This is a genomic window from Pseudomonas sp. C11, assembly GCF_034683865.1.
Classification (GTDB): Bacteria; Pseudomonadota; Gammaproteobacteria; order Pseudomonadales; family Pseudomonadaceae; genus Aquipseudomonas.
Genome location: NZ_JAWIIP010000011.1, coordinates 71,721 through 95,353, shown reverse-complemented (window position 1 = coordinate 95,353; position 23,633 = coordinate 71,721). Strand labels below are relative to the sequence as shown.

At 63.0% G+C, this 23,633-nt stretch carries 21 protein-coding genes; 7 read left to right on the top strand and 14 right to left on the bottom strand.

Annotated elements, in window-relative coordinates; translation table 11 throughout:
• Position 1 precedes the first annotated feature (1 nt).
• The 3 genes from truB to pnp all read left to right on the top strand — a co-directional run bounded on the left by truB (position 2) and on the right by pnp (position 3,644).
• Positions 2 to 922 (top strand): tRNA pseudouridine(55) synthase TruB, encoded by a 921-nt coding sequence (gene truB / locus VC352_RS18210; RefSeq protein WP_159973477.1) that lies wholly within the window; start codon positions 2 to 4, stop codon positions 920 to 922.
• A 172-nt stretch (positions 923 to 1,094) separates the two neighbouring features.
• Positions 1,095 to 1,364 carry a 30S ribosomal protein S15 gene (gene rpsO, locus VC352_RS18205; RefSeq protein WP_011914369.1) on the top strand — a complete coding sequence of 90 codons (270 nt, stop codon included), beginning with the start codon at positions 1,095 to 1,097 and terminating at the stop codon, positions 1,362 to 1,364.
• A gap of 171 nt (positions 1,365 to 1,535) precedes the next feature.
• Positions 1,536 to 3,644 (top strand): polyribonucleotide nucleotidyltransferase, encoded by a 2,109-nt coding sequence (pnp, locus tag VC352_RS18200; RefSeq protein ID WP_322980932.1) that lies wholly within the window; start codon positions 1,536 to 1,538, stop codon positions 3,642 to 3,644.
• Between the two features lie 67 nt (positions 3,645 to 3,711).
• Here the strand turns inward: pnp and VC352_RS18195 are convergent, their stop codons facing one another.
• Positions 3,712 to 5,451 (bottom strand): hypothetical protein, encoded by a 1,740-nt coding sequence (locus VC352_RS18195; protein WP_322980931.1) that lies wholly within the window; start codon positions 5,449 to 5,451, stop codon positions 3,712 to 3,714.
• A gap of 101 nt (positions 5,452 to 5,552) precedes the next feature.
• Between VC352_RS18195 and VC352_RS18190 the strand changes: the two genes are divergently transcribed.
• From VC352_RS18190 to VC352_RS18175, 4 genes are all read left to right on the top strand, one after another.
• A complete protein-coding gene (locus VC352_RS18190) occupies positions 5,553 to 5,981 on the top strand; it encodes a hypothetical protein (RefSeq protein WP_322980930.1) in 429 nt (142 codons plus the stop codon).
• Positions 5,978 to 6,346 (top strand): Mor transcription activator family protein, encoded by a 369-nt coding sequence (locus tag VC352_RS18185; RefSeq protein WP_322980929.1) that lies wholly within the window; start codon positions 5,978 to 5,980, stop codon positions 6,344 to 6,346. The genes VC352_RS18190 and VC352_RS18185 overlap by 4 nt, the downstream gene beginning before the upstream one ends.
• 488 nt (positions 6,347 to 6,834) lie before the next feature.
• A complete protein-coding gene (locus VC352_RS18180; protein WP_322980928.1) occupies positions 6,835 to 7,185 on the top strand; it encodes a BON domain-containing protein in 351 nt (116 codons plus the stop codon).
• A gap of 50 nt (positions 7,186 to 7,235) precedes the next feature.
• Positions 7,236 to 7,433 (top strand): CsbD family protein, encoded by a 198-nt coding sequence (locus tag VC352_RS18175; protein WP_322980927.1) that lies wholly within the window; start codon positions 7,236 to 7,238, stop codon positions 7,431 to 7,433.
• 58 nt (positions 7,434 to 7,491) lie between these two features.
• On the opposite strand, the gene VC352_RS18170 is transcribed toward VC352_RS18175, so the two are convergent.
• The 13 genes from VC352_RS18170 to VC352_RS18110 form a co-directional block, all read right to left on the bottom strand.
• Positions 7,492 to 7,794 (bottom strand): DUF2845 domain-containing protein, encoded by a 303-nt coding sequence (locus tag VC352_RS18170; RefSeq protein ID WP_322980926.1) that lies wholly within the window; start codon positions 7,792 to 7,794, stop codon positions 7,492 to 7,494.
• 14 nt (positions 7,795 to 7,808) lie between these two features.
• A complete protein-coding gene (locus tag VC352_RS18165) occupies positions 7,809 to 8,117 on the bottom strand; it encodes a DUF2845 domain-containing protein (RefSeq protein ID WP_322980925.1) in 309 nt (102 codons plus the stop codon).
• Positions 8,114 to 10,984, bottom strand: a complete 2,871-nt coding sequence (locus VC352_RS18160; RefSeq protein WP_322980924.1) for a DUF748 domain-containing protein — start codon at positions 10,982 to 10,984, stop codon at positions 8,114 to 8,116. The genes VC352_RS18165 and VC352_RS18160 overlap by 4 nt, the downstream gene beginning before the upstream one ends.
• A 97-nt stretch (positions 10,985 to 11,081) precedes the next feature.
• Complete coding sequence (locus VC352_RS18155) at positions 11,082 to 12,098, bottom strand: class I SAM-dependent rRNA methyltransferase (RefSeq protein WP_322980923.1); 1,017 nt, start codon at positions 12,096 to 12,098, stop codon at positions 11,082 to 11,084.
• A 94-nt stretch (positions 12,099 to 12,192) separates the two neighbouring features.
• Positions 12,193 to 13,065 (bottom strand): oxygenase MpaB family protein, encoded by an 873-nt coding sequence (locus tag VC352_RS18150; RefSeq protein ID WP_322980922.1) that lies wholly within the window; start codon positions 13,063 to 13,065, stop codon positions 12,193 to 12,195.
• A 39-nt stretch (positions 13,066 to 13,104) separates the two neighbouring features.
• A complete protein-coding gene (locus VC352_RS18145) occupies positions 13,105 to 13,647 on the bottom strand; it encodes a hypothetical protein (protein ID WP_322980921.1) in 543 nt (180 codons plus the stop codon).
• A gap of 83 nt (positions 13,648 to 13,730) precedes the next feature.
• Positions 13,731 to 15,668 (bottom strand): acetate--CoA ligase, encoded by a 1,938-nt coding sequence (gene acs, locus VC352_RS18140; RefSeq protein ID WP_322980920.1) that lies wholly within the window; start codon positions 15,666 to 15,668, stop codon positions 13,731 to 13,733.
• A gap of 120 nt (positions 15,669 to 15,788) precedes the next feature.
• Complete coding sequence (pgi, locus tag VC352_RS18135) at positions 15,789 to 17,453, bottom strand: glucose-6-phosphate isomerase (RefSeq protein ID WP_322980919.1); 1,665 nt, start codon at positions 17,451 to 17,453, stop codon at positions 15,789 to 15,791.
• A gap of 80 nt (positions 17,454 to 17,533) precedes the next feature.
• Positions 17,534 to 18,391 carry a pantoate--beta-alanine ligase gene (panC, locus tag VC352_RS18130; protein WP_322980918.1) on the bottom strand — a complete coding sequence of 286 codons (858 nt, stop codon included), beginning with the start codon at positions 18,389 to 18,391 and terminating at the stop codon, positions 17,534 to 17,536.
• The gene (gene panB / locus VC352_RS18125) at positions 18,388 to 19,188 is read right to left on the bottom strand and encodes a 3-methyl-2-oxobutanoate hydroxymethyltransferase (protein ID WP_322980917.1); all 801 of its coding nucleotides are present in this window, start codon (positions 19,186 to 19,188) and stop codon (positions 18,388 to 18,390) included. The genes panC and panB overlap by 4 nt, the downstream gene beginning before the upstream one ends.
• 271 nt (positions 19,189 to 19,459) lie before the next feature.
• The gene (folK, locus tag VC352_RS18120) at positions 19,460 to 19,945 is read right to left on the bottom strand and encodes a 2-amino-4-hydroxy-6-hydroxymethyldihydropteridine diphosphokinase (RefSeq protein ID WP_322980916.1); all 486 of its coding nucleotides are present in this window, start codon (positions 19,943 to 19,945) and stop codon (positions 19,460 to 19,462) included.
• On the bottom strand, positions 19,945 to 21,342 hold the full coding sequence (locus tag VC352_RS18115) for a polynucleotide adenylyltransferase PcnB (RefSeq protein WP_322980915.1): 1,398 nt from the start codon (positions 21,340 to 21,342) through the stop codon (positions 19,945 to 19,947). Before VC352_RS18115 ends, folK begins: the two co-directional genes overlap by 1 nt.
• A gap of 826 nt (positions 21,343 to 22,168) precedes the next feature.
• The gene (locus tag VC352_RS18110) at positions 22,169 to 23,602 is read right to left on the bottom strand and encodes a sigma-54 dependent transcriptional regulator (RefSeq protein WP_322980914.1); all 1,434 of its coding nucleotides are present in this window, start codon (positions 23,600 to 23,602) and stop codon (positions 22,169 to 22,171) included.
• Between the last annotated feature and the right edge of the window lie 31 nt (positions 23,603 to 23,633).

Sequence of the window (23,633 nt, the reverse complement as noted above, 5' to 3'; positions counted from 1 at the left end):
CGTGGCGCAGGTCAAACGTATTCGCCGCAAGGTCGATGGCATCATCCTGCTGGACAAGCCGCATGGCTTCACCTCCAACGCCGCGTTGCAGAAGGTGCGCTGGTTGCTCAACGCCGAGAAGGCCGGGCATACCGGTAGCCTCGACCCGCTGGCTACCGGCGTGCTGCCGTTGTGCTTCGGCGAGGCGACCAAGTTCTCTCAGTACCTGCTCGATGCCGACAAGGGCTATGAAACCTTGGCCCAGTTGGGCGTGACCACCACCACCGGCGATGCCGAGGGTGAGGTGATCGAGCGTCGTCCGGTGACCGTTGGTCGCAGCGAAATCGAGGCGGCATTGCCGCGTTTTCGCGGTGAAATCAAACAGATACCGCCGATGTACTCGGCCCTGAAGAAGGATGGGCAGCCGCTCTACAAGCTGGCCCGCGCAGGCGAAGTAGTGGAGCGCGAAGCGCGTTCTGTTACTATTGCGCGCCTGGAATTGCTCGGCCTTGAAGGCGAGCAGGCACGTTTGTCGGTGGATTGCAGCAAGGGCACCTACATCCGCACGCTGGTCGAGGATCTCGGCCAGGTATTGGGATGCGGGGCGCATGTGGCGCAACTGCGTCGCACCAAGGCTGGTCCCTTCGATTTGTCGCGTACCGTGACTCTGCAGGAGCTGGAAGCGGCGCATGCCGAAGGTGGCAACGAAGCGCTGGATCGCTTCCTGCAACCGGTCGATAGCGGCCTGCAGGATTGGCCGCTGCTGCAGCTCTCCGAGCACAGCGCGTTTTACTGGCTGCAAGGGCAGCCGGTACGTGCACCGGAAGCGCCGAAGTTCGGCATGGTGCGCGTGCAGGATCATAGCGGTCGCTTCATCGGCATCGGTGAAGTCAGTGATGACGGGCGTATCGCGCCGCGTCGGCTGATTTCCACTGGCGCCTGAGGCGGCAAAGGAATTCGACCATCAGGTCGAAAGCCGTGGCCCGAGTTTCTCGGGTGATGGTGTTACGAGGGTGGCTGTCAGTAGGCACGGTCATGCCTCTTTTTAAAACACGGGAAGCGATTCCCGGCCTATTGAAACCGCGAAAGCGGTTTCCTGATGAGAGGAAGCCAACATGGCACTCAGCGTTGAAGAAAAAGCCCAGATCGTAAACGAGTACAAGCAAGCTGAAGGCGATACCGGTAGCCCGGAAGTGCAGGTTGCCCTGCTGACCGCCAACATCAACAAGCTGCAGGATCACTTCAAGGCCAACGGCAAGGATCACCACAGCCGTCGCGGTCTGATCCGCATGGTAAACCAGCGCCGCAAGCTGCTGGACTACCTGAAGGGTAAGGACACCACTCGTTACAGCGCCCTGATCGGTCGCCTGGGCCTGCGTCGTTAATAGACGCGAGCTGCACAAGTTGGAAGCTGGGAGTTCGGCGTCGCGAGTGGGGAGTGATCCTCACCTCGGGGCGCTGGGCTTCCAGCTTTTGGCTTTTCGAGGGATGCATCGGGTCCGACTCCCGCGCCTCTTTCCAATTTCCCCCAAGGCAACAAAGAGAAGGAAAACACCGTGAACCCGGTAATCAAGCAATTCAAGTTCGGTCAGTCGACCGTAACCCTCGAGACTGGCCGCATCGCCCGTCAAGCCAGCGGCGCCGTGCTGGTGACCGTCGACAACGACGTCACCGTTCTGGTCACCGTGGTTGGTGCCAAGAGCGCCGACCCGAGCAAAGGCTTCTTCCCGCTGTCCGTGCACTACCAGGAAAAGACCTACGCTGCCGGCAAGATCCCGGGTGGCTTCTTCAAGCGTGAAGGCCGTCCGAGCGAGAAGGAAACCCTGACCTCGCGCCTGATCGACCGTCCGATCCGCCCGCTGTTCCCAGAAGGTTTCATGAACGAAGTGCAGGTCGTCTGCACCGTCGTTTCCACCAGCAAGAAGACCGATCCGGACGTTGCCGCCATGATCGGTACCTCGGCTGCCCTGGCCGTTTCCGGTATTCCGTTCAACGGCCCGATCGGCGCCGCGCGTGTAGCCTTCCACCCGGACACCGGCTACCTGCTGAACCCCAACTACGAGCAACTGCAGGCTTCCAGCCTGGACATGGTCGTGGCCGGTACCGAAACCGCCGTACTGATGGTGGAATCGGAAGCTGACGAGCTGACCGAAGACCAGATGCTGGGCGCCGTATTGTTCGCCCATCAGGAATTCCAGGCCGTGATCCAGGCCGTCAAGGAATTCGCTGCCGAAGCAGGCAAGCCGACCTGGAACTGGCAGGCCCCGGCCGCCAACACTCCGCTGCTGGATGCCATCCGCAACCAGTTCGGCGCGGCCATCAGCCAGGCCTACACCATCACCATCAAGCAGGATCGCTACAACCGTCTGGGCGAGCTGCGTGATGAAGTCGTCGCGGCCCTGGCCGGCGAAGGCGAAGGCCAGTTCCCGGCTGATGAAGTCAAAGCGGCTTTCGGCGAGATCGAGTACCGCACCGTGCGTCAGAACATCGTCGACGGCAAGCCGCGTATCGATGGTCGCGACACCCGCACCGTACGTCCGCTGAAGATCGAAGTCGGCGTGCTCGACAAGACCCACGGCTCGGCGCTGTTCACTCGTGGTGAAACCCAGGCGCTGGTCGTTGCTACCCTCGGCACCGCTCGCGATGCACAGCTGCTCGACACCCTCGAAGGCGAGAAGCGCGATGCCTTCATGCTGCACTACAACTTCCCGCCGTTCTCGGTCGGTGAGTGTGGTCGCATGGGCGGTGCCGGTCGCCGCGAGATCGGTCACGGCCGTCTGGCCCGTCGTGGCGTTGCCGCCATGCTGCCGAAGGGCGACGAATTCCCGTACACCATCCGCGTGGTATCGGAAATCACCGAATCCAACGGTTCGTCCTCCATGGCTTCGGTCTGCGGCGCTTCCCTGGCGCTGATGGACGCCGGTGTGCCGATGAAGGCGCCGGTTGCCGGTATCGCCATGGGTCTGGTGCTGGAAGGTGAGAAATTCGCCGTTCTGACCGACATCCTCGGTGACGAAGACCACCTGGGCGACATGGACTTCAAGGTAGCCGGTACCGCCAAGGGTGTGACCGCGCTGCAGATGGACATCAAGATCCAGGGCATCACCGAAGAGATCATGGAGCAGGCGCTGGAGCAGGCGCTGGAAGCCCGTCTGAACATCCTCGGTCAGATGAACCAGGTGATCAGCCAGTCGCGCACCGAGCTGTCGGCCAATGCCCCGACCATGCTGGCGATGAAGATCGACCAGGACAAGATCCGCGACGTCATCGGCAAGGGCGGCGCCACCATCCGCTCCATCTGCGAAGAGACCAAGGCTTCGATCGACATCGAAGACGACGGCTCGATCAAGATCTTCGGCGAAACCAAGGACGCTGCCGAGGCTGCCAAGCAGCGCGTGCTGGCGATCACCGCCGAAGCCGAGATCGGCAAGATCTACGTCGGCAAGGTCGAGCGCATCGTCGACTTCGGTGCCTTCGTCAACATCCTGCCGGGCAAGGACGGTCTGGTGCACATCTCCATGCTGAGCGATCAGCGCGTGGAGAAGGTCACCGACGTACTGAAAGAAGGTCAGGAGGTGAAGGTACTGGTACTGGACGTGGACAACCGCGGCCGTATCAAGCTGTCGATCAAGGACGTGGCGGCTGCAGAAGCCTCCGGCGTCTGATAGACCTGCGTTGCAATACGAGGAGCCCCGCGAAAGCGGGGCTTTTTCGTTGTGGTTCGTGGAAGGTCTATGGCGTCAGTTTTGATACCGGACTGGCAATGTTGTGTTGATTTATCGAGTTTCTGTTCCGAATTGCCGCGTTTTTGTTGATGTCTTTGGTTTCGCCCTCCCGGGCGAGTGACTTTGCGGGCAGGCCGAGACGCGCGACGGTGATGTCGTGCGCCTGCAGGCTGTAAACACCACCACGCACCGAATCAACGACTACACGCAGCGGATTAAATGGGCCGCCATCGCTGATCTCTGTAGCCAGCAAATAGGTATAAGAAGTGCCTGGCTGCTGAACCGTACGCCGCAGCGTCGTGCCGCTGTAAAAACGAAACCGGTACTCGGTACCTGCCTCCGGGCCGATATCGCCCAGGGTTGTATCAATCAACTGGTCGGCCTGCGCCAGCCGGTCACGATGAGAAATGCTGACCGTAACCTCACCCGTAACCTCAGACGGGTACGCAGCCCCATTGAGCAATAGCCGGCCCGGAGGATATGGATATCCCTGACGGCCCGCCAAAGTTAGCGAATCACTCGCAGCCAATCCCTCGGCCAACTGCCCCTCGCTCGTATTCGTCAACAGTTTTGCCTGGATGGTAACGCCGCTGGTGTACTCGGTTTCGTCCGCACCCTCGAATCCATCGTAAAACCAGATCCGGGCGCCGGCAGCGTGCTGCGCCGGCACGGTATCGGCGCAGCCTCGGGCCAGGGTGACCTGGTTGGTGGTGAGGTTGATGGCATCCACGCGCACGATCTCGTCATCGAGCAGTGCGGCCTGGCCAACGGCGACCTGGTCGAGATCGAGCGCGGTGGTCACAGTCACGACGCTCGGGCCGGCTGCTGCCGGCAGCGCCGCCACGAGCAGCGCAGTCGGGCACCAGTCGGCGGTACCGCGATCGGTGAACGAGCCGCTGGTACCGGGACGAGTCAGCAGGCTATAGCTGAGTGAGAGGCCGCTCGGGCGCGCGGCCAGCGATGCAGCCCATGCAGCGGTCACGTCGACCAGATCCAAGTTGGCCTGGTCGATCAACCCGGCCAGCTCGCGGTATGGAACCTCCATCAGCCGGCGCAGCGTCGGGGCGTATGGCGTGCGATCGGGCGGGACGTATCCGCTCGGCGGTACAACGACAAACGATGATGACGGCAGACCGAACACGTCCTGCAGGCAGGTGATGGTGATGGTGCCGTTGACCAGGGTGCCGTCCTCGATGCGCCCGGCGCGTACTACAACTTCAGCAATACCGCGCTTGAGCGAGCGAATGCGGAACGGATCCGCCGGGCCGATGTTCGCGGCCCGCCGATCCAGCTTCACCTTGTACTTGCGCAGGTTGCTGGCCTTAACCCGCATGTCGCGCTGCACTACACGCGCGGCCAGATCGCCGGTCGGGATAGCCGGGTAGCTTTTGGTTTCGGACGATGGCCCTCCCTGGACCTGTGCAATCGCGGGGTTTACTGCGCGCGCTCGCTGCTTCTTGCCGGTAATGGCGTCGACGAACTCAACATAGAGCTGGCTCGGGGCCTGCACCGCGCTGCCGGTTTCGTCATCCTCGATGCTCAGCAGGCCGCTTTCCTCGTCGAACAGCGGCAGATCGGCCACGTTGTAGTCATCGCGGATCAGCTTGAGAGTGATGAGCCCGGTATTCCGATCCGGGCCACAGTACGCGCCGATGTGCTCGCAGATCTGGTCACGGAAATCGGCTAGGGTGCCCTGGCTGCGCTTCCAACCAATGCACAGACCGAAGCCTTCGTTGTAGAGCTTCATGCTGCGGCGAGCAGTTTCCGATCGAGGCCGGCTTCGCAGACGCGGACGGCAAGAAGCTGGCGGCGCTGCTCGCCGGCCTCGATCCGAAGCTCGGCCGGGCGGTGCTCAACTACCTGCGCCTGTTCAGCCCGGCCAAGCGCGGCCTGCGCATGACCCGTGCCATCAAGCTGCTGGAAGAGCTGCTCGACCTGGTCAACGCCGGCACGGTGCAAAAGGACGCCCGCAAAAACGATACCAAGCCAGCGCCGCCCAGGATCTGGACGGCCGGCATCGAGCAGATGCTGATCGCCCGCGATCGCCTGACGCTGCCGCTGGAGAACCACAACTACCTGCGTGCGGTGGTCTACGGCATCGCCAGCGACCCCGTCCAGGTGCAAGCCGCCGCGCCGGCCAAGGCGACGCGGGCCGGCCCTTCACCGCAACAGACCATCCAGGAGGCGATCGGCCGCATCAACGCCGATCTGCGCCTGGGCCTTATAAAGGAAGAGGAAGCCGAACGCCGCATCGCAGCGGCAAGGGGGAATGTATGAGCACCAAGCCCACAGCCATGGCACAGAAGCGCCACGAACTACTCAGCGATATCGCCGATCACGTTGCGGCGGTGGTTTCGGAGCATGGTATCGGCGCGGAGATCGCCGAGCAGGCCGGCGCGGCGGTGGTCGAGCATCTGTCCAATACCTGGGCGGGAAGCTGCGTCACGTTCCCGAAGGACTTCCGCTGGCGGATCACCCAGCGGGATCTGGAGATCCTGAGCAAATTCAACGGCCGCAACCACCACGCGCTCGCCGTTGAATATGACATGACAGAGAATGCGATCTATAAGCTGCTCAAGCGGACGCAGGACAGGAAGTTCGACCAGGATCAGCATAAGATCGACTTCGGCGACGGCCTCTAACCAACGGCCGCCGCCGTTTCACCTATGGCAACACCGTTACAAAACCCATCCCGCTATTTCCCGCCTCGTTCCGTTATATCCCGCCTTTATCACGCTTTCCCTGTCATATATTTCTCAAGCCTGCACACCCGAGGGGGCGAAACCCGGAATATCTGAAAACACCCAAAGCGGCGTCCAGAACACCAACGCAAACCAACAAGATCACACAAACTTGCCAGTCCGGTATCAACCAAGCATTGCCTACACCTTGGATAACCTTTTCCGCTTCCGAGAGGGCGGGGATGGCATTTCGGTATCGTGCAGGCTGCCCGAGCGAAAGGGCGCATATCGGCGAAATGCAAGATCGGCCTATCTCTCGATAAATATCAAGTATTTGATTTATAAGGTTTTATTGATTTTTAAAAGCTGGCACAGGCATTGCGATAGTTACCGTGAACCTGCCGCCGGAGATGGCGTGCAGATTGTCTGGAATGTACAGGAGTCGAACCATGAAACAGCCAATCAACCGTTTCGCCGTTGCTACCCTTACCGCCACCGCTCTGAGCCTGACGCTGGCCTCGGCCGCCTTTGCCGAACCGACCATGCTCGCGGCCAACGATACCGTGGACAAGGCCGAGCAGGCAGTGTCCGACACCTGGATCACCAGCAAGGTCAAATCCAGTTTCATCGCGGACAAGAGCCTCAGTGCCCTGGACATCAAGGTTGAGACTAATCAAGGCGTGGTTTCCCTGTCCGGTGTAGTGGCCAGTGATGCCGAGCGTGATCTGGCCGTGGCCAAGGCCAAGGAAATCGAGGGCGTCAAGGCCGTTTCCGCCGATGGCCTGAAATCCGCCGACTAATTTTAGCGTCGGCCGGGTGCAAGCCCGGCTGACCGACTGGGAGGACGACCATGAATAGCGACATCATCCAAGGCAAATGGAAGCAGCTCAGCGGCCGCATCAAGGAGCGCTGGGGCAACCTGACCGATGACGACCTGAACGTGGCCGAGGGGCATAGCGACTACCTCACCGGCAAGCTCCAGGAGCGTTACGGCTGGACCAAGGAAAAGGCTCAGCAGGAACTGCGTGACTTCAGCTCGAAGCTGTAACTCCGCAGAGCGATGAAAGCCCCGCCAGCGAACCTGGCGGGGCTTTTTCGTATCGGGATCAGGTGCCCCGCTTGCTGCGGATATCGGTCAGGCGGCCGCCTTCGAAGCGCAGGAAATGGTACATGCCGTTGTTGGGGCCGTAGATCCATTCCTCCACGGCCACCTCGTTACGAAAGCCATAGTGATCGACCACTTCCTTGTAGCCGAGAAAGTCCCGGCTGGCGGGCTCGCCGCATTTGTTCTGCACTTCGCCGAGCGTCGCGTCCTTGCTGACCAGAGCGCTGCCGCAGCGATAGGTGGACGAGGCTTCTGCGCACAGAGGCAGGCTCAGCAGCAGGGGCAGGTATTTCAGCAGGCGCATGGGGCGTTCTCCACTCAGCGTTCGCGACGTCGCTCGATGGCGACCAGGCGATTGCCTTCGAAGCGCAGGATGCTGAGCATGCCATTGCTTGGTCCATAGACCCACTCTTCGACGACGTACTCGCGTCGGTCATAGGAGCCCAGCGTGTAGCCGATAGGGTCGCGGTGCAGAGGCGCGCCGCATTTGCGTTCCACCTCGAAGGCGCGATCGCCGACGCTGACCAGTTGGCTGCCACAGCGCAGGGTGTCGGCGTAAGCGCCTGAGCAGAGCAGGGCGGCCAGCAAGGCGAGCGTGGCCGCGAACGCAGGTTGACGCATGATCATTGGCTGTCCAGGTGCAGGGCGGACAGAACCCGGCCGTTGCTCTCGGGTTCCGCCAGGTTGACGTCGATCAGGTAGACGCGTTCGTCGCTCATGCCGCCCTGTTCGACCAAATAGTCCTTGATCGCCGCGGCACGCTGTTGCGCCAGTTGGCGCAGCAGTAATTTGCTCTGTGCCCAGGAGTCCAATACGGCCTGGCGCATCTTCTGCAGGCGCTGTTCTTCATCCAGCGCCGCCCATTCGCCCGGAGGCTGCTGCTTGAGGCGCGCACGGTAGATGCCTTCGAGCAGGGCGGCCTGTTCGTTGTCGTCTACCGTCAGCTCGTCCGGGCTGGCAGGTACCTTGTCGCCGCGACGCTGCAGCACTTTGTACCAGGTTTCGCGGAATTCCCGCTGCAGGCGCTGCTCGGCCAGCAAGGGGCCATCGGCGACCTGGGCGCTCTGGCCCTCGACCTCCAGGCGCAGGGTCGGGCGTTCCTTGAGCGCCTGAGCCAGCGTGTCCAGAGCCTTGCGCGCATCATCGGAGAGGGCATCGGAGCCGGCGTCGAATGGCACCGTGCTGAGATCCATGTCACCGCCGCCTGCAACCAGGCCGGCGACGAACTTGAACGGCGCCTGCGCCGCGCGCAGTACCAGGTTACGCAAGGTCTGCCAGACGATGGGCATGACGCTGAACTGCGGGTTGTTCAGGTCGCCCTGCACCGGCAATTCGATGGAGATGCGCCCCTGAGTATCCTTGAGCAGCGCCACGGCCAGGCGAATCGGCAGGTCGACGGCGTCCGGGCTGTCGACCTTCTCGCCCAGTTGCAGGTTCTCCACCAGCACCTTGTTCTCGGCATTCAGTTGGCCTTTCTCGATGCGGTAGTGCAGATCGAGATTCAGCCGCCCCTTGCGGATGCGGTAGCCGGCGAACTTGCCGGAATAGGGCGTGATGGTGGTCAGTTCGACGTTCTGGAAGCGGGTGGCGATATCGAGGCTGTTGAGCGGATCGAACGGCGTCAGCTTGCCCTTGATGCTGACCGGCGCATAACGATCGACCTTGCCGGTGATGTTGACACTGGCCGCCTGCGGGCTTTGGTTGTCGAGCGTACCGATCTGGCCGTTGAGCTGCTGGATGGCGGTGGCGAAGTTGGGCGTCAGGCTGAAGTCGGCGAAGTTGGCCGAGCCCTGATTGATCGCCACGCCGCCGATGCGCACGGCCAGCGGCTTGCCACTGCTCTTCTCGGCGCTTGGTGGCTGCGGCACGATCAGCTCGCTGACATTGGTGGTGCGATCCTCGTTGATCATGAAGCGTGCATAGGGCTGCTCCAACTCGATTCGATCGATGTTGAGGTGCTCGCCGTGCTGGTAGTCCAGGCCATTCACGCGCACCTGCTTCCAGCGCACGAAATCGCGCTCGCGCAGGGTATCGAGGGTGTGCAACTGGTCGACGTGGGCATTGCCGCTGACGCGCAGCGCCAGAGGTTCGGTGCCATCGAGGCGCACGTCGAGGTCGCTGCCGAGCAAGCCGCTGCGCAGCTCCAGGCGGATGAAGGGGCTGAGATAGGCCTGGGCCAGGCGCAGGTCGATGTCCTCGCTGCTGACCTTGAGCTGTGCGCTGGTCGGCTTGAGCTGCACCTGGCCGCTGGCCTGCAGCTTGCCCTGCTTGCCGAGGCCGGTGTCCAGCTTGAGGGTGAAGGGCTTGTCGCCCAGGCTGTCGAAGTCGGCAAGGTCGAGGTTCAGCGGGCCCAGCTCCACGGCGACATCCTGTTGCGGCACGCGGTCGGCCAGGTGAGCGCGGTACTCGCGCAGTTGCACGTCCTGCACCTGCACCTGCCAGGGCTTGCTCGCCTTCTGGTCATCGGTGGCAGTGCTTTCCTGCGTACTGGCCGGTTTGGCGAAGAGTTTTTGCCAGTCGAGCTGGCCGTCGGCCTCGCGTGCGGCCCAGGCCTCCAGGCCCTGGCTGCGCACCTGGCCAATCACGACCTGTTGCTTGGCCAGATCGAGACGGGTCTTGTCGATGGCCAGTTGCTGCAGGCGCAGCAGGGGCTTGCCCTGCGGATCGTCGAGGGCGAAGGGGGCCAGACGGGCGCTGACGTCGCTCAGTTGCAGCTCGGTGCCAGTGGAAAGGTCGAGCGTGTAGGTACCGACCAGGTTCAGCTGACCTTCCTTGAGCACCAGTGGCACGGCGTCGCGTACGTAGGGCCAGAAAGTGCTGAGGCGCGCGTCGCTGACGTTCAGGGTGCCGCTGGAGGTGATGCTCGGGGTCAGCCCGATCTGGCCCTGCCAGTCGATCCGGGCGCCATAGGGGCCGCTGGCGGTGAGGGTCATGTCGGCGCTGTCGCCGGCCAGGGTACTGAGGTTGTGCAGTTGCAGATCGAGTGCGTCGTAGGCGAACTCCACCGGCTCGCTCGGGCGCAGATCCTGAAAGCGCAGGGCATTCTCCTGCAGGTTCAGGCGGTCGATACGCAGGGGGAAGGGTGCACTATCGGTGGTTTTCTCACTGCCGTCAGGCGCGGGCAGGCGAAACAGCTGCGCCAGGTTCAGGTTGCCATCCTTGTCGAAAAGGATTGCCGTGCGCGCCCCTTGCAGCGAGACCTCGGCCAGATGCAGGGCGCCCGTCCACAGACTGTCGCCCTGCAGGTTGGCGTACAGGCGCTGGAAGGCTAGCTGTTGTTCCGGTGCACCGATGTCCAGGCCCCACAGGTTCAGTTCCAGGCTGAACGGGTTGAACTGCAGGCGCTGCAGCGACGCGGGCACGGTCGCGTAGTTGGCCAGTTGCTGATTGGCGATGCGCAGGGCGATCCCTGGCAGAATCAGAAAGCCGATCAGGCTGTAGAGGAATACGGCGATCAGCAGTGCGCTCAGCGCGCGCTTCAATCCTTTGGGCATGGCGATACGTCATCTGTCCAGACGAGGAGATGAGTTGGAGTATGGCACGCGCGCTCGGTTCCAGCGGTATCCAACACCTGTTACCGGGCAGGTGTTCTCAGAAGCGCAGGATCAGCGTTTTCAGCGGCGGTTTGCCATCGAGCGAGGGGAAGTCGGCAGCCGGAGCGAGCACCTGGCAGTCGCGCACCGGCCGCCCGAGTTTCTCGGCGCAGCGCAGCACCTGCGTGCGCCAGTCGTCGATGTCCACCTTCGCCAGGTTGTTGCAGCACACCAGGGTGCCATCCTCGGCCGTGGCCAGCACGGCCGGCTTGAGCAGGCTCTGGTAGTCGCGCAGCAGGTCGACGGTGCCGAAGGCGCTTTTGGCCCAGGCCGGCGGGTCGAGGAACACCAGATCGAACTGGCGCGGTTGCAGGCGCGGGTAGCTCGGCAGCTTTTGCTCGCGGCGGCTGCTGATCGGCAAGTCGGCGAGTTGGCGGATGGCCGGGAAGTAGTCGCTCTGGATGAACTGCATGGTCGGCAGCGCGGGATTGAGCGCGGCGTTCTCGCGGCCGACCGCCAGGTTGCCTTCGGCGAAGTCCAGGTTGACCACTTCACGGGCATCACCCGCCGCCGCGCACAGGCCAACACCGCAGGTATAGGCGAACAGGTTGAGCACCGTCTTGCCGGCCGCGTTGGCCTTGACCCAGCCACGCGCGTTGCGCAGGTCGAGAAACAGCAGCGGATCCTGCCCGGCATGACGGCCGCGCACGCGGTAGTTCAGTCCCCACTCCTGGCCGACCAGATCCTCCAGGGCGGCCGCCTCGGCCTGATGCAGCTCGGGGTTACGGTCGATGCGCGAATGGCTTTTCGAGCGGTCGTTGTAGACCAGCAGCAGGGGTTGGCCGAGCCTTTCCTGAATCTGATCGGCCAGTTGCAGCAGGGCGTCATGCTCCAGCGGTTGGTGGAAGCTCTGCACCAGCAGTTGCGGGCCGTAGCGGTCGACGGTCAGGCCTGGCGCGCCTTCCTGCGTGCCATGGAATAGGCGATAGCAGTCGGTGCCTTGCGTGTGCAGGTCGCTGAGCAGGTTTTCACGGGCGTCGAGGGCGGCGCGCAGCGCCTGATCAAGAGCGGGCATGCGCGGCATCTCGGGGTAGGAAAGGGCGGCAGTCTAGCAAGAAAAGCTGCCGCTCGAGAGCGTGACGCACGAGCCGTGGCGGGTTGCACCCGCCCTACGTGTCTGGCAGCAGGCGGCGCCGGGCGCGCTGCGCGGCGCTGTTGCGTACGGCCCAGCGCAGCAGATTGGCGGTGCGCTGCACGCTGGCGCGAATCAGCGGACGGCGCCAGGCCGCCTGGTATTCGCCGAGCAGGTCGCTGGCCCAGTCCGGCAGCAGGTCGACGCCCGCCTGCATCATCAGGCCGCCGAAGGGCTTGGCGAGGAGGCTGGGCATCGGCGCTTCATACAGCAGGCGCACCACTTCGCGCGTGCGCTCATCGCAGAGCAGTTGCGGACGCATGCGCTGCAGGTAATCGGCGATGGCCTGCGCCGATTTGGGTACGTCCTGCGCGCCGAGGCGTTCGGCGATCAACGCCACTTCGCGGTAGTAGCGATCCTGTTCGGCCAGCGGCAACTGCGGATCGACGTAGCGCAGGTAGCCGGCGAGAAACTGGCTGACCTCGGAGACATGCACCCAGGTCAGCAGCCCAGGATCGCTCGCGGCGTAAGCACGGCCATCCGCTGCGTGGCCGACCACCTGCAGGTGGATGCGGCGCACCTTGTCGATCAGTTGCTCGGCATCGTGCAGGCCGCCATAGGTGGTGCCGGCGATGAACAGGCTGGTGCGGCGCAGGCGGCCGAGCATGTCCTGACGAAAGGTCGAGTGATCCCACACGCCGGCCAGTGCCAGCGGGTGCAGCATCTGCAGCAGCAGAGCGGAGATGCCGCCGACCATCATCGCGGTGAAATCGGCGTGGACTTCCCAGACCATCGACTCGGGGCCGAACAAGCCAGCATCTCCGCGTGGCTGGTCAAGGTCGAGCACACCCAGCGAGGCGCCGGTAAGGCTGTGCACCTGTTTTTCGATCTGACGACGTAGGATTTCCATGCTGCTACTGCTCTAACAAAGGGTGACGTGCCCGCAAGATCAGAGCGGATGGCCGAAGAAGATACTTGCAAGGTAGATGAATAGAGCCAGTCCCAGGCTACCGCGGCGAATTACCTTGTAAACATGCTCGTTATCGCGTTGGTCATAATGGTCGATGACGCTACTCAGCAGCCCAATCATGGCCAGAATGAGCGCGACAGATGGCAGGATGACCGCATAGCCGTCGAACGCCCATAGATGTCCTCGATACTTGCTTCCATACGGCAATACAAGATGCTGGCAGAACAATGCATAGAGTGTCGCAATGATACAGGCGCAAGCCACGAGAATCGCTAGCACACGTTCCTTGAGCGGAATTTGATTGGGTATATAGCCCCTCTCGTTGGCTCGGATGGGGCTATAGCAACGAGAGCAGCGGGCATCAGTAGTTTCTATGCGATTGAGATGATTGGTCACTCCGCAATCCGGACATCTGATTTTCAGACGCCAGTCCAGAGGTTGCATGCAGGTTGTGCAGCGCAGGGATTTGATATTGGAAATGAAGGTATTTTCAGTACCGCAGTTTTCGCAGTAGGTCTGCATGTTTCGAGACTACTCCCTGTCGTTGCGCATGATGTCCTTTAAATCGGGGTAGGTACCCTGAGATACCCACCCCGATAGCTTTCCTACCGGTTGAGGCGCTGCCCAATCAGGCTGTCGACCACGCTCGGGTCTGCCAGGGTCGAGGTGTCGCCCATGTTTTCCAGCTCGTTGCAGGCGATCTTGCGCAGGATGCGGCGCATGATCTTGCCTGAGCGGGTCTTGGGCAGGCCCGGCGCCCACTGGATCAGTTCCGGTTTGGCGAAACTGCCGATCTCCTTGCCGACCAGGCTCAGCAGATCCTTCTTCAACTCCTCGGAGGGCTCCTGGCCGTTCATCAGGGTGACGTAGGCGTAGATGCCCTGGCCCTTCACATCATGCGGATAGCCGACCACGGCCGCCTCGGCCACGGCATCGTGCAGCACCAGCGCGCTTTCCACCTCGGCGGTGCCGATGCGGTGGCCGGAGACGTTGATCACGTCGTCCACACGGCCAGTGATCCAGTAGTAGCCATCCTCGTCGCGGCGCGCGCCGTCACCGGTGAAGTAGTAGCCAGGGTAGGGTTTGAAGTAGGTGTCGATCATGCGCTGGTGATCGCCGTAGACGCTGCGGATCTGGCTCGGCCAGCTGGCCTTGATGGCCAGCACGCCACTGCCGGGGCCGTCGATTTCCTTGCCCTGTTCGTCGAGCAGTACCGGCTGCACGCCGAAGAAGGGGCGCGTGGCCGAGCCGGGTTTGAGATCGGTGGCGCCGGGCAGTGGGGTGATCAGGATGGAGCCGGTTTCGGTCTGCCACCAGGTGTCGACGATCGGGCAGCGCATGTCGCCGACCACATGGAAGTACCACTCCCAGGCTTCCGGGTTGATCGGCTCACCCACCGAACCGAGCAGGCGCAGGCTCGAGCGCGAGGTTGCCTTGACCGGGCCTTCGCCTTCACGCATCAGCGCGCGAAGGGCGGTCGGTGCGGTGTAGAAGGTGTTGACCTGGTGCTTGTCGATCACCTGCCAGAAGCGCGAGGCGTCCGGGTAGTTGGGCACGCCTTCGAACATCAGGGTGGTGGCGGCATTGGCCAGCGGGCCGTAGACGATGTAGCTGTGCCCGGTGACCCAGCCGACATCGGCGGTGCACCAGTAGATGTCGCCTTCGTGGTAGTCGAACACGTACTTGTGAGTCATCGCCGCGCCGAGCAGGTAGCCGCCGGTGGTGTGCAGCACGCCCTTGGGTTTGCCGGTCGAGCCTGAGGTGTAGAGGATGAACAGTGGGTCTTCGGCGTCCATCGGTTCGGCCGGGCAATCGGCGTCGACTTCCTTGAGCGCCTGGTGATACCAGAGGTCGCGGCCTTCGACCCAGGCGACATTGCCTTGGGTGCGCTCGACCACCACCACGGTGGACACGTCTGGGCAGCTCTGCAAGGCTTTGTCGACGTTGGCTTTCAGTGGCACGTACTTGCCGCCGCGCACGCCTTCATCGGCGGTGATCACGGCGCGGCAGTCGGCATCGAGGATGCGGTCGCGCAGGGCGTCCGGGGAGAAGCCGCCGAACACCACCGAATGCACGGCGCCGATGCGCGCGCAGGCGAGCATGGCGTAGGCCGCTTCCGGAATCATCGGCATGTAGATGCACACACGGTCGCCTTTCTTCACGCCACGGCTTTTCAGCACGTTGGCCAGGCGGCTGACATTGTGGTGCAGCTTGTTGTAGGTGATGTGCGCCGATTCGGCGGGGTTGTCGCCTTCCCAGATGATGGCGACCTGTTCGCCGCGTTGTTCCAGGTGGCGGTCGATGCAGTTGTAGGCGACGTTGAGCTGGCCGCCCTTGAACCATTCGGCGTGGCCCTGCTTCAGGTCGCTGACATGCACCTGATCCCAGGGTTTGAACCAGTCCAGAAAGGCCTTGGCCTGCTCGCCCCAGAAGGTCTCGGGCTGCTCGACGGACTGCTGGTATAGACGCAGATAAGCGTCATTATCCAGGTGCGCGCGCTGGCGCACCGCATCTTGCACGGGATGGCGGGTGATTTCGAACATGGCGGAATCCTTGTAATTGTTTGGCCGCAACGATCACAAGGGTGCACTTAGGTGGGCGCGCTGTTCAAGTCCGAAGGTCACACCGCCACATCATCTCGAGATATGGCGGTGTGCAGGGCATCAGCCGCGATGCTGCGAGCGGAAGTGCTCGATCAGGCCCTGGGTGGAGGCGTCGTTGGCCGGCTCGTCGCTGCTGCCTGTCAGGCGTTGGTAGACCTCCTTGCCCATTTCCTTGCCCAGCTCCACGCCCCACTGGTCGAAGGCGTTGATGCCCCAGATGGCGCTCTGCACGAAGACCTTGTGCTCGTACAGCGCCACCAGCGCGCCGAGGTTGAACGGCGCGATGCGGTTCATCACCAGGATGTTGCTCGGGCGGTTGCCGGGGATGACCTTGTGCGGCGCCAGGCGCTGCACTTCATCTTCGGCCATGCCCTTGGCGCGCAGCTCGGCCTCGGCCTCCTCACGCGTCTTGCCCTGCATCAGCGCCTGCGCCTGCGACAGGCAGTTGGCGAACAGCCACTGGTGATGATCGGACAGCGGGTTGTAGCTGTTGACCGGGACGATGAAGTCCGCCGGTACCAGCAGGCGGCCCTGGTGCAGCAACTGGTGGTAGGCGTGCTGGCCGTTGCAGCCGACGCCGCCCCAGATGATCGGCCCGGTGCTGATGTCCAGTGTGCTGCCGTCCTGGCGCACGCTCTTGCCGTTGGACTCCATGTCGAGCTGCTGCAGATGCTTGGTGAAGTTACGCAGGTAATGGTCGTAAGGCAGGATCGCCTGGCTCTGAGCGCCCCAGAAGTTGCTGTACCAGATGCCCAGCAGGGCCATCAGCACCGGCATGTTCTCGCTCAGTGGCGTCTGGGTGAAGTGCTCATCCATGGCGTAGGCGCCGGCCAGCAGCTCCTTGAAGTTGGACACGCCGATGGCCAGGGCAATCGGCAGGCCGATGGCCGACCACAGCGAATAGCGCCCGCCGACCCAATCCCACATGGGGAAGATGTTCTCTTCGCGGATGCCGAACTCGATGGCGGCCTTGCGGTTGCTGGTCACCGCGATGAAGTGACGATGCAGCTCCTCTTCCGGGCCGCCCATGGCCAGGTACCAGTCGCGCGCGGCCAGGGTGTTCTTCAGGGTTTCCAGGGTGCCGAAGGACTTGCTGGAGACGATGAACAGGGTGGTTTCCGGGTTGAGGCGGGCGGTCAGTTCGCGGAACTCGCTGCCGTCGATATTGGCCAGGTAATGGCAACGCACGCCGCGCTGGGTGAAGGGGCGCAGCGCTTCGGAAACCAGTTGCGGGCCTAGGAAGGAGCCACCGATACCGATGTTCACCACTTCCTTGATCGGCTTCTCGCTGTAACCGCGCCACAGGCCGCTGTGCACGCGGCTGACCAGCTCGGTCATCTGGTGCAGTACGCGGTGCACCTGCGGAATGATGTCCACACCGTCGACCACCAGGCGCCGGCCAATCGGGCTGCGCAGGGCGGTGTGCAGGGCAGCGCGTTGCTCGGAGGCGTTGACCTGCTCGCCGTTGTACAGCGCCTTGATCGATTCACCCAGGCGTGCCTGCTCGGCAAGCTGGATCAGCAGCTCCAGGCTGTGATCGTTGATCAGGTTCTTCGAGTAATCCAGCAGCAGGCCGCAGCTGTCCAGCGAGAAACGCTGGAACCGCTCGGGATCGCTGGCGAAGGCCTCACGCATGCTGAACCCGGCCATGTCCTCGCGGTGTTGGCGCAGAGCCTGCCAGGCGGGCAGGGTGGTGACGTCGTGAGGCTGCTGGTAGTAGGCCATCGGGGCTCCTGATCTGCAAAAGCAAAAAGGCCCGGATCGTTCCGGGCCCCAAGAGTGTAACTGTCCGTGTTTGGACGCTGCTACTGGCCCGGCAGTTCCACCACCAGATTATCGATCAGGCGCGTGTTACCCAGGTGTGCGGCGGTGAGTACCACCAGGTAATGGTCATCGATGGCGGCTGGGCGCAAGGTGATGGCGTTGCGGATTTCCAGGTAGTCGGGCACGAAGCCAGCCTCGCGTTGCTGCTGCTGTGCGGTATCGATCAGACGCTGGTAATCACGGGCGCCGCGCTGCAGTTCCTGGGCGATGCCCTGCAGGCCACGATAAAGCACCGGAGCGGTGGCGCGCTGCGCCTCGCTGAGGTAGCCATTGCGCGAGGAAAGCGCCAGGCCATCCGCCGCACGCTGGGTCGGTGCGCCGATGATCTGGATCGGCATGTTCAGGTCGCGCACCAGGGTGCGGATCACCGCCAGTTGCTGGTAGTCCTTCTCGCCAAATACGGCCAGATCGGGCTGCACCATATGGAACAGCTTGGTCACCACCGTGGCCACGCCTTCGAAGTGACCGGGACGGCTGGCACCGCACAGACCTTCGGAAACGCCCTGTACGATCACCCGGGTCTGGCTGGCCATGCCGTGCGGGTACATCTCGCTGACATCCGGGTGGAACAGCAGGTGGCAGCCGGCGCCGAGCAGTTTTTCCTGGTCGGCGGCAAGCGTGCGCGGGTATTTGTCCAGATCCTCACCGGCGCCGAACTGCAGCGGGTTGACGAAGATGCTGGCGACCACGAAGTCGGCACGCTGGGAAGCGATTTCCACCAGCGAGACGTGGCCTTCGTGCAGGTTGCCCATGGTCGGCACGAAACCGATCTGCTTGCCCTCGGCGCGTGCCTGAGCGATAGCGGCGCGCAGTTCGCGCAGGGTCTTGACCGTATTCATGCGGAGAACCCGTGTTCGGCAGCGGGGAAGCTGCCGTCCTTCACCGCTTTGACGTAAGCGCTCAGGGCATCGGCGATGCTGCTCTGGCCCTCCATGAAGTTGCGCACGAACTTCGGCGTACGGCCGGACAGCGACAGGCCGAGCATGTCGTGCAGCACCAGTACCTGGCCGTCGGTAGCCGCGCCTGCGCCGATGCCGATGACCGGAATCTTCACTGCCTGGCTGATTTCGGCGGCCAGCTCGGTGGGGACGCACTCGAGCAGCAGCATGGCTGCACCGGCCTGTTCGAGGGCCATGGCATCGGCACGCATCTGCCGGGCCTGGGCTTCCTGGCGGCCCTGTACCTTGTAACCCCCGAGGATGTTCACCGCCTGCGGCGTCAGACCCAGATGGGCACACACCGGTACACCACGTTCGGCCAGCAGGCGAATCGGTTCGGCCAGCCAGCCGGCGCCTTCGAGCTTGACCATGTGGGCGCCGGCCTGCATCAGCGCAGCGCTGTTGATCAGGGCCTGTTCGGTGGTGGCATAGGCCATGAACGGCAGGTCGGTGATGATCAGGGCGCCCTGGTTGCCACGTTTGACGGCTGCGGTGTGATACGCCATGTCTGCAACGCTGACCGGCAGGGTGCTGTCATGGCCTTGCAGCACCATGCCAAGGGAGTCGCCGACCAGCAGCACATCGACACCTGCCTGGCTGGCAGCCTGGGCGAAGGTGGCGTCGTAGCAGGTCAGCATGGCGATCTTCTCGCCGTTCTGCTTGAGGCTCTGCAGGGTGGTCAGGGTAACGTCAGGCATTTCAAGGGTCCTCGCTCAGGCCTGGTATACGGCTTCTATCCGGCGCAATCCGGCCTGGATTGGCATAAAGGTGCACCCGACGCCAGGCGACGGGACGCCTATAGTCCCGATGGGGGGGCATGAAGTCAATTGCGTGTGTTACCGCTCTGTTACTGGCGTTACCGCCAATTTGCGGGATGTCGGGCTACGCAAGGGGCTGCCCCGTGGGAGGCGCTTTAGCGGCGAGCGTGTCGGGTCGCGGTTGAAACCCCTCCCACAGAGCCCGGCTGGACTATGCGGGCAGACGTTCCAATCCGGTGAACGGGCAGGCGGCGAGCAGCTCGCGCAGGGCGCGGCCGTCGGGTAACACCAGTTCAGGAGCCAGTTCGGCCAGAGGGTAGAGCACGAAGGGGCGGGCGTGCATGTGGTAGTGCGGCACAGTCAGGCGCTCGTCGTCGATGCGACGCTCGCCGAACAGCAGAATGTCCAGATCCAGCGTGCGTGGCCCCCAGCGTTCGGCTTTGCGCACGCGGCCCTGCTCCTGCTCGATGCGCTGCAGGGCATCGAGCAGTGCCCAGGGCTGTAGTTCGGTATCCAGCGCCGCGACGGCATTGACGTAACGTGGCTGGTCGGCAGGGCCGAGCGGATCGCTGGCGTACAGCGAGGATTGGCCGACCAGTTGGCTCTGCGGCAGGCCGGCGAGCGCGTGCAGCGCACTGTGCAGCTGCTGCCGGGGCGTCTCGAGGTTGCTGCCCAGGCCGATGTAGACCCGCTCCATCACTCTTCGCTACCGCCGCTCTCGCCGCCGCGCTTGCGCCGGCCATTACTGCGACGACGCTTGCGCGGGGCACTGCCCGCCGTCTCGGGCTTGCCGGCCAGATCGCGAATCATCTGGCGGCGTTCGCTGTCGTTACTGTCCTGATACGCCGTCCACCACTCGCCCAGGCCTTCGGTGTCCTCACCTGCGCGCTCGCGCAGGAGGAGGAAGTCGTAGCCGGCGCGGAAGCGCGGGTTTTCCAGCAACAGGTCGGCGCGCTTGCCGCTGCGTCGCGGCAGGCGTTCCTGCATGTCCCAGATCTCGCGGATCGGGATGGTGAAGCGCTTGGGCACGGCGATGCGTTGGCATTGCTCGGTGATCAGCTCATGCGCGGCTTCCTGCATGGCCGGAATCGGCGGCATGCCCTTGCTCTGCAGTTGCAGTACGCGAGCGGGGAGGGCTGGCCAGAGCATCGCGGCGAAGAGGAACGCCGGGGTCACCGACTTGCCGTCGTGAATACGATCATCGGTGTTGATCAGCGCTTCGCGGATCAGCTTTTCGGTGTACTCGGGGTTGCGCTTGAGCGCCTCGCCACTGGCCGGGAACAGCTGGGCGAAGAGGTCGAACTCGACCAGCAGGTCGAAGGTGTATTCGGCGTAACCGGAGAGGAACAGCTTGAGCACTTCGTCGAACAGGCGTGCCGACGGGATATCGCGCAGCATCGGTGCCAGGCGACGAATCGGCGCGGCGCTGTGCTTCTCGATATCGAAGTCCAGCTTGGCGGCAAAGCGCACCGCACGCAGCATGCGCACCGGGTCTTCCAGGTAGCGTTGCTCAGGGTCGCCGATCAGGCGCACCAGGCGGTTGCGCACGTCGTGCATGCCGCGGGCGTAGTCGAGGATGTGTTCCTGGCTCGGGTCGTAGTACAGCGCATTGATGGTGAAGTCGCGGCGCTGGGCATCGTCTTCAAGGGTGCCGTAGACGTTGTCGCGCAGGATGCGCCCGCTTTCGTTGCGGGCGGCCTGGTTGCTGTTTTCCTCTTCCTCGCCCTGTGGGTGATTGGCGCGGAAGGTGGCGACCTCGATGATTTCGCGGCCGAAATGCACGTGAACCAGCTTGAAACGACGGCCGATGACCCGTGCGTTACGGAACTCCGCGCGCACCTGTTCGGGCGTGGCGCTGGTGGCCACGTCGAAATCCTTGGGTTCGATATCCAGCAGCAGGTCGCGCACGCAACCGCCGACGAGGTAGGCCTGGTAACCAGCCCTTTGCAAACGCTCGACCACGCTGATGGCGTGACGGCTGATCTCGTTGCGGTTGATCGGGTGTTGCCGACCGCTCAGCACTTCAGGCGTGCTGCGAGGGCGCGGTGCGCGGCGCAGGGGGGAGCGAAAGGACGTGAACAGCTTCTTCAGCATGGGATGCACTGTGTGGAGTAGTGACCGGCCAGCCTAGCATGCAGTCGAGGCGAGAGCGGCGAAGGCTGGACGAGGCGGGTTGCAGCCATGGAGCGCTGACTTACCGAAGGTAAATGGCGCGTTCTCGGCTTTTTCTGCCTCGTGCTGCCGGTAACGGCGACGCTTTTCGACGGCATACGACACGATGGCCGCGTGATTGCTGCGGATTCTAGCATCGAGACGGGAGAAGGTGTGTAAAGCGGCAGGCGGGGATCCGGGAACCGGAAGCTACTGGGGGAGCCTAAGCTCCCCCCCAAATTGGTGCGTGCTTCTTTTTTATTGTTATTGAGGGCCTGTTGTTTTTGTTGTGCGGCCCTTCCCGACTCGCCTTGGCTTATCGGGTGCTCCCCACAGCGGGGAGCCAATAGCAAACGGATTTGTTTGGACGCTGATGTTGCCAAGTACCAACCAGTTCGGGTGCTGCCTAGAGGCAGTTTTATTGTTCTCGGCCTGGTTGCAGGGGCGAACCCCTCGCGGCAACTCCTCTCCAAAAGAATCAGTTAGCTGCGCCTCCGTACCTTGTTGTTTTTGTTGTTCTGGAGTCGTTACGTCTTGTTCTTGTTGTTGGGCATTGCTTGTTATTGTTGTTGTGCCAGAGATAAAGCAGAAGCCGTGCCAGTTTTTGAAAATCCTTGTAAATCAAGGCTTTGCGATTATTGATGGGTGGTGGCTGGCCAAAAAAAGCCGGGTTTTCGTTACCGATAGACCCGGCGTTTGTTACGAGATATTGGCGCGGTAACAACCTGGGGAACCTCCGTGGGTACAGGTTGTCACCTTGCCCGCGCTGTCAAGGGCCGCTGGTGACACCCGCTTTGCGGCGTGGAATGCCCAGGCGCTGACGGCGTTCCCACAGGCATTTGCGGCTGATGCCCAGCTTGCGCGCCAGTTCGGTCTCGGTCATGTGATCCTGGTGTTCGAGCACGAAGTGCTGGAAGTAGTCTTCCAGCGACAGATCCTCGGTCGGCTCATGGCTGGCATTGGCCTGGCCCGAGGCGATGCTCGGCAGGTCGAAGTCGTCGTCCTCGAGGTCATCCAGTTCGATGTCGATGCCCAGCAGGTCGGCGGAAATCTCCGAACCCTCGCAGAGAATCACTGCACGCTCGATGGCGTTCTCCAGTTCGCGCACGTTACCTGGCCAGGAGTAGTGACGGATGGCCTGCTCGGCATCGTGGGCGAAGCGCAGCGGCTCGCGGCCCATGCGTGTGTACTGACGAACGAGAAACGCCTGGGCGATTTCAATCACGTCGCCATCGCGTTCGCGCAGCGCCGGCAGCTTGAGAGCGATGACGTGGAGGCGGTAGTAAAGGTCTTCACGGAACTGGCCGGTCTTGGCCAGCGTCTTCAGGTCGCGGTGGGTCGCGGCGATCAGGCGCACGTCCACCTTCTGTGACTGTACCGAGCCGACCCGACGAATTTCGCCTTCCTGCAGCACGCGCAGCAAACGAGCCTGGGCTTCCAGCGGCAGTTCGCCGATTTCATCGAGGAACAGCGTGCCGCCGTCGGCAGCTTCCACCAGGCCGGCGCGGCTGGCGCTGGCGCCGGTGAACGCGCCTTTCTCGTGGCCGAACAGTTCGGACTCGATCAGCGTTTCCGGAATGGCCGCGCAGTTCACCGAGATCAGCGGCGCCTTGGCGCGCTTGGAGAGGTTGTGCAGGGCGCGTGCAACCAGCTCCTTGCCGGTACCGGACTCACCCTGCACCAGAACATTGGAGTCAGTGGGCGCGACCTTGCGAATCTTGCTGTAGAGATCCTGCATCGCGGCGCAGGAGCCGATGATGCCGATCTCGCCGTTGGCATTCTCCACGGCCTTCTCGGCGCCTGCGCCGCGTGGGCTGGCGCTGGCGGCGGGCGCTGGAGCGCTCTTGGCGGCCTGGCGATCACGCAGGATACGGGCCACGGCCTGCAGCATCTCGTCGTGGTCGAAGGGTTTGGCGATATAGTCCACCGCGCCCATCTTCATCGAGTCCACGGCCGAGCGCAGGCTGGCGTAGCTGGTCATGATCAGCACCGGGGTGCCTTCGGCGAGCTTGATCAGTTCGGTACCGGGGGCACCGGGCAGGCGCAGATCGCTGACGATCAGGTCGAAGCCGGAGATGCTGTAACGATCCTGGGCTTCCTGTACCGAGCCAGCTTCGCTGACCTGGTACTGATTGCGTTCGAGCAGACGGCGCAAGGCAGAGCGGATAATGGTTTCGTCTTCGACGATCAGAATGTGTGGCATCAATTCGTTCTCTCGGCGGTCACGGAGGTGT

Excerpts from the sequence above, each read along its gene's own strand:
- rpsO (WP_011914369.1), top strand. The coding sequence starts at position 1,095 with ATGGCACTCAGCGTTGAAGAAAAAGCCCAGATCGTAAACGAGTACAAG.
- VC352_RS18195 (WP_322980931.1), bottom strand. The coding sequence starts at position 5,451 with ATGAAGCTCTACAACGAAGGCTTCGGTCTGTGCATTGGTTGGAAGCGC.
- VC352_RS18185 (WP_322980929.1), top strand. The coding sequence starts at position 5,978 with ATGAGCACCAAGCCCACAGCCATGGCACAGAAGCGCCACGAACTACTC.
- VC352_RS18180 (WP_322980928.1), top strand. The coding sequence starts at position 6,835 with ATGAAACAGCCAATCAACCGTTTCGCCGTTGCTACCCTTACCGCCACC.
- VC352_RS18175 (WP_322980927.1), top strand. The coding sequence starts at position 7,236 with ATGAATAGCGACATCATCCAAGGCAAATGGAAGCAGCTCAGCGGCCGC.
- VC352_RS18170 (WP_322980926.1), bottom strand. The coding sequence starts at position 7,794 with ATGCGCCTGCTGAAATACCTGCCCCTGCTGCTGAGCCTGCCTCTGTGC.
- VC352_RS18165 (WP_322980925.1), bottom strand. The coding sequence starts at position 8,117 with ATGATCATGCGTCAACCTGCGTTCGCGGCCACGCTCGCCTTGCTGGCC.
- VC352_RS18160 (WP_322980924.1), bottom strand. The coding sequence starts at position 10,984 with ATGCCCAAAGGATTGAAGCGCGCGCTGAGCGCACTGCTGATCGCCGTA.
- VC352_RS18155 (WP_322980923.1), bottom strand. The coding sequence starts at position 12,098 with ATGCCCGCTCTTGATCAGGCGCTGCGCGCCGCCCTCGACGCCCGTGAA.
- VC352_RS18150 (WP_322980922.1), bottom strand. The coding sequence starts at position 13,065 with ATGGAAATCCTACGTCGTCAGATCGAAAAACAGGTGCACAGCCTTACC.
- VC352_RS18145 (WP_322980921.1), bottom strand. The coding sequence starts at position 13,647 with ATGCAGACCTACTGCGAAAACTGCGGTACTGAAAATACCTTCATTTCC.
- acs (WP_322980920.1), bottom strand. The coding sequence starts at position 15,668 with ATGTTCGAAATCACCCGCCATCCCGTGCAAGATGCGGTGCGCCAGCGC.
- pgi (WP_322980919.1), bottom strand. The coding sequence starts at position 17,453 with ATGGCCTACTACCAGCAGCCTCACGACGTCACCACCCTGCCCGCCTGG.
- panC (WP_322980918.1), bottom strand. The coding sequence starts at position 18,391 with ATGAATACGGTCAAGACCCTGCGCGAACTGCGCGCCGCTATCGCTCAG.
- panB (WP_322980917.1), bottom strand. The coding sequence starts at position 19,188 with ATGCCTGACGTTACCCTGACCACCCTGCAGAGCCTCAAGCAGAACGGC.
- folK (WP_322980916.1), bottom strand. The coding sequence starts at position 19,945 with ATGGAGCGGGTCTACATCGGCCTGGGCAGCAACCTCGAGACGCCCCGG.
- VC352_RS18115 (WP_322980915.1), bottom strand. The coding sequence starts at position 21,342 with ATGCTGAAGAAGCTGTTCACGTCCTTTCGCTCCCCCCTGCGCCGCGCA.
- VC352_RS18110 (WP_322980914.1), bottom strand. The coding sequence starts at position 23,602 with ATGCCACACATTCTGATCGTCGAAGACGAAACCATTATCCGCTCTGCC.